The sequence below is a fragment of the Dendronalium phyllosphericum CENA369 genome (genome assembly GCF_016056275.1).
Lineage (GTDB): Bacteria > Cyanobacteriota > Cyanobacteriia > Cyanobacteriales > Nostocaceae > Dendronalium > Dendronalium phyllosphericum.
In genome coordinates this window covers 23,436-35,788 of sequence record NZ_JAECZA010000276.1, presented here as the reverse complement: position 1 = coordinate 35,788, position 12,353 = coordinate 23,436, and the positions used below count along the sequence as shown (strand labels likewise).

Genomic DNA, 12,353 nt, shown 5'->3' with positions numbered 1-12,353 from the left:
AGGGTATGATGGATTGGCGACAAATCCTTATAGAGTTGATGAGCCAAAGCGATCGCGTACAAACTTCAATATATTTCCCCAAAGATATCCACGAGGCGTTGGTGAGATGGGCGGAAGAAGAAGACCGTCCTATCAGTAATCTTGTTGTGAGAATTGTCAGTAAGGCGGTTGAAGAGCGAGAAAAGCAACAGAATCCACAGCAATAATAATCACGCTTATGCCATCGTTATTTCACCTTTGAGCAATACATGGATTTTGTTCATAGGCTGTGCAACAATGAAAGCCGCGAAATTTTGCTAAAAATAGTAATGCTAGAGAAAAGTAGAGAGTTTCAGAGGAGGGTTCCTCAAGACCTAAAAATTACTTTTGAAATCGACTGTGCTTGTCTGCAAGTGTCGCAGGCTTTAAAAGAGTCGATTAGAGATTGGCTGCAATAAAGATTCCCTTGTTGAGGTAAAGTGATATCGCTTATGACTACCATTACCCACGATATCGTCGCCAAGCTATGGAATCTCTGTAACGTCCTCAAGGATGATGGCGTGACGTATCACCAATACGTCATTGAACTGACGTACCTGTTGTTTTTGAAGATGGCAAAAGAGACTGGCACAGAAAACCTACTTCCTGAGGGTTATCGCTGGGACGACCTAGAAGGCAGAGCAGCAACTGAGCGTTTGGATTTTTACAAACTCCTGTTGCTCCATCTTGGTAGTAACGGTTCCACGCTCGTGAAAGAAATTTTTGCTAACGCCAGTTCTTCTATCAAAAAGCCCAACACGCTTTCTACACTAGTCACCGAAATCGACAAACTTGACTGGTACAGTGCTCGGCGAGAAGGTCTGGGTGACGTGTATGAAGGGCTGCTGGAAAAGAACGCCAATGAAAAGAAATCCGGTGCTGGTCAGTACTTTACGCCCCGTTCGCTGATCGATAGTATGGTGCATGTTATGCGCCCTACGTTGGAGGACATTATTCAAGACCCCGCAGCAGGAACAGGCGGTTTTTTAATTGCCGCCAATCGTTACATACGCGAAAACAGTGATCCCAATACCTGGACAAAAAAACAGAAGCACAAGTACCGTAGCAATACTTTTTACGGTATGGAGCATGTGCAGGACACGCACCGTCTGGCGTTAATGAATCTAATGCTGCATGGGCTAGAGTTTGACCCGCAAGGGGCAGGTATCCACTATGGCGATACGCTTTCGCCAGAGGGATCAGCATTGCCGAAAGCGACGCTGATCCTTACCAATCCACCTTTCGGCTCAAAGAAAGGGGGTGGTCTAGCTACTCGCAAGGACTTCACTTTTTCTACCAGTAATAAACAATTTTGCTTCTTGCAACATATTTATGCTGGTCTCAAGCCCGGTGGACGTGCTGCGGCAGTTTTTCCAGACAATGTGTTATTTGACAGCAATGTGGGTAAGCAGATTCGCACTGAATTGATGGAAAAGTGCAATCTACATACGATCTTGCGCCTACCAAGTGGTATTTTTTACGCTCAGGGTGTTAAGACTAACGTGCTGTTTTTCACTTGTGGTAAAAAAGAAAACGGTAATACCCAAGAAGTTTGGGTGTATGATCTGCGTGCTAACATATCGCAGTTTGGCAAGCGCACTCAACTCACACGTAAGCACTTTGCTGAGTTTGAAGTTGCCTTTGGCGATGACCCTCTTGGTAGCCCTGCTAGTCTTACTAAGCGCGTAGATACTGGCGAGCAAGGGCGTTTCAGAAAATTTACCCGTGAATGGATCGCTGAACGCAGTGACAATCTGGATATTTCCTGGCTTAAATACGAAAACGAAGCTGACACAGATGCACAACTCGAACCAGCGGCACTCGTACAAGAAGCGATGGCCGAACTTGAAGCCGCTCTGGAAGAATTGCGCGGAATTTTGGGAGAGTTGGCAGAGGAAGTTGAAGCGTGAACGAACTTCCTGAAGGCTGGACGCTAACCAAGTTTATGGATGTATTTGATATTCAGGGTGGTACACAGCCTCCCAAAAGTAACTTCCAATATGAACCCCAGCCTGGTTACATACAACTGTTACAGATTCGGGACTTTGGTGAACACCCTGTTCCTACTTACATTCGCGATACACATACTATAAAAAGATGTACTGAGCAAGACATTCTCATTGCCAGATATGGCGCATCTTTAGGACGAATATTAACAGGGCTTTCTGGTGCTTATAATGTGGCAATGGCAAAGGTAGATATTCCAGAAGCAATAGATAGGCGGTTTGTATATCATCTATTGAGGTCTGAGATATTTCAAGCACCATTGCGTCTAGTTTCTCGTTCAGCTCAAAATGGATTTAATAAGAAAGATATTGCCGAGATTGAACTTCCCCTCGCCCCACTCAACGAACAAAAACGCATTGCTGATAAGCTCGATGCCCTGCTTACAAGGGTTGATACCTGTCGAGAGAGACTGGAGCGCATTCCCCCCATCCTCAAACGCTTCCGCCAAGCTGTCCTCGCAGCCGCAACATCGGGGCAACTAACCGAGGATTGGCGAGAAGAAAATTTTGATATAGAACCTGCTTTAGTAAAAAAGAAAACATACAGCCTAGCCGTTTCAAAAGAAGATTTACCATTATTACCAGACACCTGGGAATGGGTAGCACTTGGAAATTACGCTCAATGCTCAAGAGGAAGATTTTCTGTCCGTCCGCGAAATGATCCTGCTTATTTTAATGGCGAACATCCATTCATTCAGATAGGTGACCTGCCGAGCGAAGGTGGATGGATAACTTCTCACAAGCAGACAGTGAATGAAAAAGGGTTAGCAGTAAGCAAAAAATTCCCAAAGGGAACCGTTGTCATTGCCATTGTTGGATCAACTATTGGCAATACAGGTATTCTGGCTTACGATATGTGCTTCACTGACAGTATGATCGGTATTGATAGCGGTTATCAATTCAGTAATAGATATATTGAGCTTTTTCTACGTCACCGTAAAGAAGACATACGGCGAATCTCTTACGCAGGCGGTGGACAGCCAAACATAAAACTTGAAGTTTTGAATCCCTATCCATTTGCTTTACCACCGCTTGCAGAACAACGCAAAATTGTCTGTCGAGTTGACGCACTGTTCGCCTACATTAATCATCTCGAAGCCCACTATCAAGCTGCCCACGCCCAAGTCGAGCGTCTGACACCCGCGCTGTTGGCTAAAGCCTTTCGTGGTGAACTAGTGCCTCAAGATCCCAACGATGAATCAGTATCGTCGCTGTTGGAGCAGATTCGCACCGATCGAGCAGCACAACCATCTAAAGCCAATAGAGCCATGACTTCTAGAAAAACAGCCATAACCAAAATGACCAAAGAATCTGTTAAGGAAGCAATTAGACAATTACCTAAGGACAAATTTTCATTTGATGAACTGCGTGAAAACCTCACTGGTGATTATGACTCACTAAAAGATATCCTGTTTACACTCCTCAGTGAAGCCGAGCCGATTCTTACACAGGTTTTCGATCAAGAGGAGCGAGCGATGCGTTTTTTTCGGGCAGGCAAATGAAGATTTTAAGGGTTCACATTATTTCTGCTAAAACTTGCGGGGGGCTACTTGATGGACTGAATTTACAGTTACGGAATCCATTTAGTAACTATTCCGGTTTTGATCCTTTATGTCTTATTGGGCCGAATGGCGCAGGTAAATCTCAGTTCTTGCAAGTGCTAACAGAAATTTTTCAGTCTGTGTTCCATAAATGCATTCCTAATGAAGAACGTTTCGACGCAAGTGCTGGCTTACAATTCGAGCTAGAGTATGTGATTCATCCAGAAGATGAACCGCTACCTGTTCGTGTCCGCATTTCAAAGAAAACAACTGGAAGAAAAAGTCCGGTTCTTGTAATTGAGCGGAGAGATGAAGATACATACGAATGGATAGATTGTGACCCAAATAGTCCAGATACTCATGCACTTTTGCCTCACAAAGTCGTAGGCTACACTTCAGGCGACAACGAAACACTCAGCGTACCATTCCTTAGGAACCGCAGTGGGTATGCGAAGGATGTGACTGAAAGTGCATTAGGCGAGCCAAAACAAGTTCCAGATACTCGGCTGATGCTTATTGATTATGGAACGAATCTTGAAGTTCTTGTAGCTAATCTTCTATTGGGTAATGATTCACAGTGGAAGTTTTTGCTAGAGGATGCAAAACTAGAAAACTTGCATTCATTTCGTTGCATAGTTCAACTTGCACATAGTGCAGCACCTAATAATCCTAAAAAGAAAAAACCCAAGGGCAGACTAAAAGAAGTACTGCTTACCCAGGAGTTAGAAGATTATCTCGATCAGCTAAAATGCTGCGCTACGTGCTACGCATATGAGGATAGGACAAGAACTTACACTTTTGACTATTTAATCAATGAGCAGACAAGGGAAGCGTTTCGCTTTTTTTGGAAAAGCACACTCGATCTCTATTCCTCCTTCCACAAGTTTGCCATGTTAAATGACCTGGTGCTTTCAAAGAAAGTGCGTGACCAGTTTCGGAGAGACAGTATTTCGGGAAGGTTTGCTTCACGTCTTCCAGAGCCTCAAGATGAAGATAAAGTTTTCCGGTTTGAAAGGGTAATGTTTACTGCCCAAAGGAGTGGTAAAGAAGTAGACTACGTATCGCTTTCCGATGGCGAACATCAGCTTGGGCAGATTCTTGGAACATTTTGTATGTTGTCATTTCCTAACGTACTTTTCCTACTTGATGAGCCTGAGTCGCATTTTAATCCGCAATGGCGGGTGAATTTCATTTCCCGAATACTCGATTTACCTACTAAACATGGTGATCGTAGAGAATCTTCAAAGGCTACTAAACAAGAGTGCTTGTTGACAACACACTCACCCTTTGTACCTTCCGATATGCACAGAGAAAAAGTTTTTATTTTCAGCAAAGACGAAGAAGGAAGGATAAAAGTCCAAAATCCTAATATTGAAACATTTGGCAGTACATTTGACACAATTATTGAGCAATGCTTTGAAGTCCGTCCACCTATTTCAGGCGTTGCTCGTGATGAGATTAAAGGATTGATGAAAAGTGAAAATCCCGAAGATATTAGGGTAGGAATGCAGAATCTAGGTGATTCTGTCGAAAAAGCATTTCTTGCTGATCGACTAAGGCAGCTAAAAAATAAGGATGGGGTATAGGATGCTTTTTGGATATCCCATTGAAGCAACATCAGATAATTGGCTTCATGAATGCTTTTGCAAAATTATGCAAGTAATCCATACTAATGTAGCAAGTGGAAATAAAATAAATGACTGGTCTAAAGTAATTCCAGAGCCATATCTAGAAAAGCTAAAAAGTCGTCTCAAAAGACCCGGAAAATTGGGGGATAAATTAAACAACTATCAGACAGCACTATTAAAGCTAACTCCTGCGGAGCAAAACCGAATTTTAAAAGCATTTAATGAGCAGAACAATATAGCTCTTCTTTTGGCTTGTCAGTGTGACTGTGAGGCTATTACTGACTTACCACTAGCTATTCGTGAGCCAGTGCAAATTCTGTTTAAATATGCGTTTGAAATTATTACAGATATAGAAATCCGTCACAAGCAATATCATATAATTTATGAGTCTATACCAAGTCATGTATGTCCTTTTTGCGGATACGAAAAATTTGATGCACTAGGGATAGGGAGTCGATATGAAGCACTAGATCATTATTTATTAAAAGATTTATATCCCTTTGCGGCTGCAAATCTACTCAATCTTGTCCCAATGGGTTATAAGTGTAATTCTCTTTATAAACATACTAAAAACATACTTTATAGAACTGACGGAACACGTCGTAGATCCTTTGATCCTTATAATAAACACGAAATAGTTAAGATTTCTCTGGATAACAGCGAGCCTTTTGCTGGAAATAGCGGAACATTAGGAGAACCGCTACCAAGATGGGAAATTAATTTTAACTCCTACTCTGAAGAAATTTCTACATGGGATGAGGTATTCTGCATCCGAGAGCGATATGTCAGATATCTAGATGCAGAGTTTATTAGTTGGGTTACAGCTTTTGGCAAGAAGTGTCAACGCAAAAATATTCCTAATTCTGAGCAAGAATTAGTAAATGTAATTGAAGACTATGCAAGTGACTTTGAGTTGGACGGATTTGGGGAACAGGCATTTTTAAAAGTGGCTGTATTCCGAATGCTGTACATACATTGCAAAAATGGTAATCAACGACTTATTTCATTTCTTATGAATAAAGTAAATCCAAGGTCAATTGCATAAAGTAAATCAGTTTTGGTGCAGTCACCCACTACCAGGACTTAAGGATTTTTGAGGCAGAAACAAGGCTCAAACCTATACAGGGCAAGGGAAATATACCGAAGGCTCAAAAATGCTTCAAACCCAGATATATCAAGAAACTGGGTAAAACGATGTCAAAGTCTTTTGGTGTATCCCTTGGATGGTTTTTTCAGCCTACTTTTTGTCTAAGTCCCACTACTTAATTTTTGTATTTCAATCACTAAAGCTCTTGATTATAAAAATTAGATTACACAGATTGAACCTAGTAAGCTTTCTGTCTCTTTTTCATACTCCTAAAAGGCGCGTGACATTTTTGACATTCTCCCTGTTCCCATAAGGCCGGGATAGCAAAACGCTCTTTGCAAAAGGGACATTCTGAAAGCAAGCGTAGCTTATGACTACTACACCCGACTGTAGATTGAAACTGCCACTCTAATCGATGATATGGTTGCTCTGCATAACACGCACCACACAAGCGTATTGGCTCCAGTTTCATTTTTTCACCCTTGGGTGGAAGCATTTGAGCTATTCGGTCTGCATCCAAGCCAATTAATTTACTAATTGCCTCTAATTCTTTTTCACTGGGAAACGGATTTAACCGAAATTTCTCCCACCTTGCTAATACTGGACCAATTCCTGCGGCTTTACTTAAAGTTCCAGGCGACGATACGCAAACAGCTTCATGTCGCCTAAATCGACCAAAATAGTGGCTGATACTCTCCCCTTCGTTGGGTTCGATATACCAAGGCGGACGTTGAACAGCTTCTGGCTCCATAACTTACATTTAAAGTCTTAAACGGCTGCAATAAATTAGGAAAAATAAAACTGTTGAACAAGCCCTATCGCAGTTCAGTCGGATATCTTGGCAGCAAGGTGGTTAAAATGCTGGATGCTGAGATTATTATCCGGTAAACCGAACAATCAAATTCGGTTTACCGACTTTAAAGGCTTTAAAATGTTTAACAATGTTTAATAATGTGCAGCAATGTTTATTTGCTAAAATAACAATATTGGAAAAAATTAATTTAATGTTTGCAATCACTCGAAGAATGCTTGGTAGTTTTTGAGACATAGGAAACCTCTATGCCTGATATTCTCCCCCAGATACCGCCAGTAGCCTTACCAGAAGTAATTCCCAGCAGTTTCCCTCACCAGAAATTTAATCTTGGTGAATGGGTGCGCTGGTTTCAAGTACCCAACGGCGACTTCGGTCGCATCATCGGAGTTATATACACTCAACAAGCTAGTTGTATTGCTACTGGCTTACATTACTTGGTTCTTTTAGATGAACGCAGTCCTTCTCGTGACACTTGTGCTTGCGACTTCGCTTTCGAGGAAGATATCGAAATTTTAGATAAATTATCTTTGGAAAGGCTTCAAGGCAATCATGTCTGAAGCTCAACAACATCAACAGTTGCTAGAACTGCACAACCAAATGTTCATGTCTCCCCAAGACTTTAGTTACCGTTGGGGATTAGGTTACGAAGAATTAGCAAAAATTTGTGCCATCTCTAAATCGACGGCTTATCACTGGTTAGGCGGACAAGCCAGCCGCCGAGAAGCTGGATTACCTTACCAAAGAATTATGGCTGTGGCTGACTTTCTTCTCGCCAATGCTGAAGTAATTAACCCCCTCTTAGAAGAGTGGCATAATTGTCAACCACGAAATTAATTATTCAGTTTTTGCAAATTGACAAAACTTTTCTCCATCACCTTGACCCACATAAAAAATAGGTAGTAGGGTGCAATTTATCGTCACCAGCCTATTTACTGTTCATGAACTGCTCCATTAATGACTCCTATTACCTGCGCTCGAATATTGAATTAACCGAAAGTCATGTCCTAATTTATCGCTTGGCAATTCCTCTCAAAAATGGCATCAGCTATTTACAACAATTTCCCCAGTCAGAATACGAGGGTATTTGCCTGGATGCTTTTGAGCTAGGATTTCTTTGCTTGCAAACTGCTCAAACTCGTCACGGTAATGAATTAATTAAGCAGCAGATGGAATCTTTATTGGTGGAGTTTCAGCAGGCAGTTAAAATAATTGCTGAGTCTTTTGGACAGGAATTAATTAATCAAGTCGGGACAGATAATGGTCAATTATTAGCTCCACTGCAAACTCAAATTAATCTGACTTCAGCTGTCCTTACTGAAAAACTGAATAACGTTAGTACTCTGCTTACACAGGAAATAGACCCCGCCAGAGAAACTTCTGTTGTTGGCCGCTTTCTGAATTCATTACGTCAACTCTTAGATGCTAAACGTTCTGATTCTATTCAGGGAGTATTTAAAGCAGCATTAATAAATGCTACTAAGGAAAATGGTACTCTGGCTGCGGCAGTTAAAAATGTGGTTTCTGATTCGGTCAAACCACTAGCAGAACAAGTGGAAAAGCTGACTAGAGAAATTCGAGATCAACAGGTAAGGCAACAAGTACTTGAGCAGACAACCGCAAAAGGCATAACTTATGAACAATTAGTCGTTACTGAATTACAACACTGGTCAAAGCTGAGTGGAGCAGAGGTGGAGCATCTTGGTCGGGATGGAGATACTGGCGATATTCTGGTCAAGTTAACCAGCAAATCTCTTGCAGCAATAGAACTGTCAATAGTCATTGAAGCTAGAAGCCGACCCTCAAAACCTTTTGGTCGCCAAGCAATCACTCAACATTTACAATCAGCGATGGTGCGGCGTTCTGCAAATTCAGCTATTTTTTTAAGTTATTCCCGTGAAGGATTAGCACAGGAAATTGGGGATTGGGCAGAGGGAGTTTCTGAGTCAGGTTATTGGATCGCCACAGTTCATCCATTTTTAATCATTGCCATCCGCTTTCTGGTAATTCAACAACGACTGAATAAACTGCGTACTTCTCAATCAGGGCTGGATGTAACTGTGATTGAACAGCAACTTGAGCAAATTCACACAGCTTTGGGACGAATTAGAACTATAAAAAAATCTTTGACAGAAATCAACAAGGGTGCATCTGTAATTAAAGTTGAAGCAGATGCACTCAGAGAAGATATTAAATCAGCATTAAAGTCAATTGAGCAATCCTTGGGTTTTGCTGGCAGCAAAAGTACGGATTAACAGATTAAGTCCATTAATATCTATTCATTTAGACTAAGGACAAATTCTAGCCTTTCCTATGAGACTTAATTTTTGGTTCCTTGCGTCTACCGAATTTCCTAGTTAAATTATGTTGATTCAGTTCAAAGGATGGCTCATCTAGTTTTAAAATAGCAATTTTACGAAGTAAATCATACAAAGGCTCAATCAGACCTTTGGATTTATGTTCCAAATAAGAAATTGCGCTATCAATTTGAGTAAGATTTAATCGACGGTTTTTTGGCAAAAATGTTTCTTCCCAGTCGTCCACAACCTCAATTATTTCTTGTTTAGTTAAATTAGGAAACTCGTATGACTCTAAAAATGAGTCATGAACGCGCACGTATCTAAGACTTTTTCTCTCAAGAATATTATCACCTAGATAGTAAGTTCCAACCAAGATTATGGGAAGCCGCAGTTTCATAAAAATATCAATTAGCTCGTTAAATGCTTCCAAAGTAAGATAATCTGCATTTCCAATTATTAGTATTTTTACACTATATCCTTTGAGAGTCCCCCATACCCTTGACCGTAAATCCCGTAGTGTTCCGACATTTGTTAGTGGGTGACCAATTTCTTCTAAAATAGAGCAATACAAATCTGTTGGTGTTCCATGCTGCTCTATTTCGGCATAAATTACAGTTGCTGGGATTTCCAACAACGTTCCTCTTCGCTTTACGTATTGTGTCCTGTACAGTTGACAGGCTTTTAATAAGCCGGAACCTGTAGCAGATGTAATATAACCACAGAGTTTTGCATCACGCTGGTCATCAAGCCAGTCAAACAATTCCGTATCGCGATCTAGGGAAAAATAAGTATCGGCTTTACCAATCCGTTCAACCTCAGCCTGGACTTCTGGAGATCGCCGTACTTCCTCAGCAGGTTGCAAACTCGCATCAAACGACTTCTGAAATTCTAGATTGGCGTTGACTAAGTTTGTCTCCGACATGGCAATTACCAATTATCCTTCATAAATTGGTTCCAATCTTTTACACCTACTCTAGGCCGTCGTCTAGTTTTGGCTGTTGGACTGGGATCGGGTTTATTGTGTGGAACTTGCTTATCTATTGAATTTACAATGTTTTCTGAATCTGCGTCAAAAGTAGATATTAAATTTTCTTGTGATATTGTTATCTCCTCTGGTACTGCATTTTCAGGAAACAACTCGACTACTTTTGATTTGTTAGTTTTAATCTCATGTTTTTGCTGGGCTTTTTTACGGTTTTCCTTGCGTCTTTCTTTACGAGTTTGTTCAACATGCTCAAATCTAGCCAACCGCTCATTCAAAATAGAAGAATTATCAACTTCTTTACCTTCATCACGTAATTTCTTCTTGATGTAATTTAATTCAGCCAAAGACATCCTTTCTCGTTCACAATCTCTAGCTTGTATAACACCAATAAACTCGCCCGGATCGCCGTTAATAGGTCGAGTATAAGCAAGAACTGTTGTAATATTACGCTTGTCATATCTTAAAGAAACTTGCTTACCTTGATAATTTAACAAGCAGTCTCCCTGATATACCCAACCTAGAAAATTCACAGAACCATATTTTTCTACATTACGTATGGCAATTTTCATTAAACAAATATCTAGTTCACGTTCATCAATAAGTTCAGGCTCTTCTAGCAAAAAACCTGATTTCCATCGCTTAATACGTTTTTTATCTTTGACTCTTGGATAATCATGATAATTATAGTGGTCTACAAAATAACTCACTAATATTTTTTCTAAATCATCTAATGTCAAACAGGCAGTTTTTTCTGCTTCAGGAGGACGTTCTTCAACACTAGAACCAGTGTATCCACCATATAATGACAAAATTTCTTTATTAATTTTGTCAAATATCGACTCAATTAAACCACCTGCTTGAGGGAAAGCACGCAAACGTTTTATAAAATCTAACTGTAGTGAAATTTGTTTGAAATGCCCTGATTTAAATTCTTTTGCACGGTCTGTCACTACATATTCAGGAACTCCATAAATATCCCATGTTTTTTGAAGCTTATACTCTGTTCCATAGTACTTTGGCAGAATTGCATGACGCAGAGCCAAACCAACTTCATGTGATCCAGCAGGTTCAAAACCAAGATGGAAACCTGTGACACAACCAGAGTAGCTATCCATGACCAAGGTGATGTATGCACGACCAATAACTTTTCTAAATTCCTCATCAACCAACAAAATATCTAATTTTGTATGGTCTATTTGCCAAATTTGGTTGCTGTGTGTGATTTCTAAATTACCTTCAGTCGTTTGAATAATTTGCCTTTCTACGGGCGAACCAGGATGACGTACTTTATTATTTTTTTCTTCAAGATAACAATTTATTATCTTGTAAACAGTGACATGAGAAGGATGCTTTCCTGCTATTAAATCCTCTCGCACTTGAGAATATCCTTTAAATTTCTCATTATATTTTTTATCTTTTAGCTCTTCTCCTTTAGACGCTAAAGCTTTTAAATATCCAAAAATCTGATTGTGATTAATCCGAGAACCCTCTCTGTGTCCCCATTCATGAAGGCTTACAATAAAATCATGCCAATACTTGGAAATCCGATATTGTCCCTTATCCTTACGCCCAACAGCTAGAGTCGCAACCCCTACCTGTTCGACTTTCTCTATCATGCGTTTAATAGTTCGAGTACTTTTACCCAGAGCTTTCGCTGCATCTGCGATCGCATCCCTACGAGCTGCTTTGTTAGATATTTGGCGGATGGCATCTATCAGTTCCACCTTTTTTAAGTAATGTGGAGAATCTTCGTGAACAAGCAGATGCTTTGTTTGTTCTTCCTCTGTTTGTGCTGTTTCTTCAGCAGTTTCAAATGCTGGAAAAGCTTTGCTGGTAGACTTTCTAGGCATAAGCCGCTTTCATAAAAATATGACATCATTTAATTTAAAATTTTACAGGATTTATGACATCATTTAATTTAAAAATTTATAATTGAGTGGTTTGACAACAAAATCGCCAAAAGCTTTAATCAATAAG

At 40.3% G+C, this 12,353-nt stretch carries 11 protein-coding genes; 8 read left to right on the top strand and 3 right to left on the bottom strand.

Features of this window, described 5'->3' with window-relative positions; all coding sequences use genetic code 11:
* Positions 1 to 5: 5 nt before the first annotated feature.
* The 5 genes from I8752_RS30535 to I8752_RS30515 all read left to right on the top strand — a co-directional run bounded on the left by I8752_RS30535 (position 6) and on the right by I8752_RS30515 (position 6,238).
* On the top strand, positions 6 to 206 hold the full coding sequence (locus tag I8752_RS30535) for a ribbon-helix-helix domain-containing protein (protein WP_214435931.1): 201 nt from the start codon (positions 6 to 8) through the stop codon (positions 204 to 206).
* A gap of 264 nt (positions 207 to 470) precedes the next feature.
* Positions 471 to 1,928, top strand: a complete 1,458-nt coding sequence (locus I8752_RS30530; RefSeq protein ID WP_214435930.1) for a class I SAM-dependent DNA methyltransferase — start codon at positions 471 to 473, stop codon at positions 1,926 to 1,928.
* Positions 1,925 to 3,526: a restriction endonuclease subunit S gene (locus tag I8752_RS30525; protein WP_214435929.1), complete on the top strand. Its 1,602-nt coding sequence runs from the start codon at positions 1,925 to 1,927 to the stop codon at positions 3,524 to 3,526. Before I8752_RS30530 ends, I8752_RS30525 begins: the two co-directional genes overlap by 4 nt.
* Positions 3,523 to 5,151: a restriction system-associated AAA family ATPase gene (locus I8752_RS30520; protein WP_214435928.1), complete on the top strand. Its 1,629-nt coding sequence runs from the start codon at positions 3,523 to 3,525 to the stop codon at positions 5,149 to 5,151. The genes I8752_RS30525 and I8752_RS30520 overlap by 4 nt, the downstream gene beginning before the upstream one ends.
* A gap of 1 nt (position 5,152) precedes the next feature.
* On the top strand, positions 5,153 to 6,238 hold the full coding sequence (locus tag I8752_RS30515) for a hypothetical protein (RefSeq protein WP_225896007.1): 1,086 nt from the start codon (positions 5,153 to 5,155) through the stop codon (positions 6,236 to 6,238).
* Between the two features lie 280 nt (positions 6,239 to 6,518).
* Here I8752_RS30515 and I8752_RS30510 read toward each other — a convergent pair whose 3' ends face one another.
* Positions 6,519 to 7,031, bottom strand: a complete 513-nt coding sequence (locus I8752_RS30510; protein ID WP_214435926.1) for a TniQ family protein — start codon at positions 7,029 to 7,031, stop codon at positions 6,519 to 6,521.
* Between the two features lie 308 nt (positions 7,032 to 7,339).
* On the opposite strand from I8752_RS30510, the gene I8752_RS30505 reads away from it, so the two are divergent.
* From I8752_RS30505 to I8752_RS30495, 3 genes are all read left to right on the top strand, one after another.
* The gene (locus I8752_RS30505) at positions 7,340 to 7,651 is read left to right on the top strand and encodes a hypothetical protein (RefSeq protein WP_214435925.1); all 312 of its coding nucleotides are present in this window, start codon (positions 7,340 to 7,342) and stop codon (positions 7,649 to 7,651) included.
* On the top strand, positions 7,644 to 7,928 hold the full coding sequence (locus I8752_RS30500) for a helix-turn-helix domain-containing protein (RefSeq protein WP_214435924.1): 285 nt from the start codon (positions 7,644 to 7,646) through the stop codon (positions 7,926 to 7,928). Before I8752_RS30505 ends, I8752_RS30500 begins: the two co-directional genes overlap by 8 nt.
* A 104-nt stretch (positions 7,929 to 8,032) precedes the next feature.
* Positions 8,033 to 9,346: a hypothetical protein gene (locus I8752_RS30495; protein WP_214435923.1), complete on the top strand. Its 1,314-nt coding sequence runs from the start codon at positions 8,033 to 8,035 to the stop codon at positions 9,344 to 9,346.
* A gap of 46 nt (positions 9,347 to 9,392) precedes the next feature.
* Here the strand turns inward: I8752_RS30495 and I8752_RS30490 are convergent, their stop codons facing one another.
* Both I8752_RS30490 and I8752_RS30485 read right to left on the bottom strand, forming a co-directional pair.
* The gene (locus tag I8752_RS30490; RefSeq protein ID WP_214435922.1) at positions 9,393 to 10,313 is read right to left on the bottom strand and encodes an ATP-binding protein; all 921 of its coding nucleotides are present in this window, start codon (positions 10,311 to 10,313) and stop codon (positions 9,393 to 9,395) included.
* Positions 10,314 to 10,318: 5 nt separating this feature from the next.
* Complete coding sequence (locus I8752_RS30485) at positions 10,319 to 12,226, bottom strand: Mu transposase C-terminal domain-containing protein (protein ID WP_214435921.1); 1,908 nt, start codon at positions 12,224 to 12,226, stop codon at positions 10,319 to 10,321.
* Positions 12,227 to 12,353 lie beyond the last annotated feature (127 nt).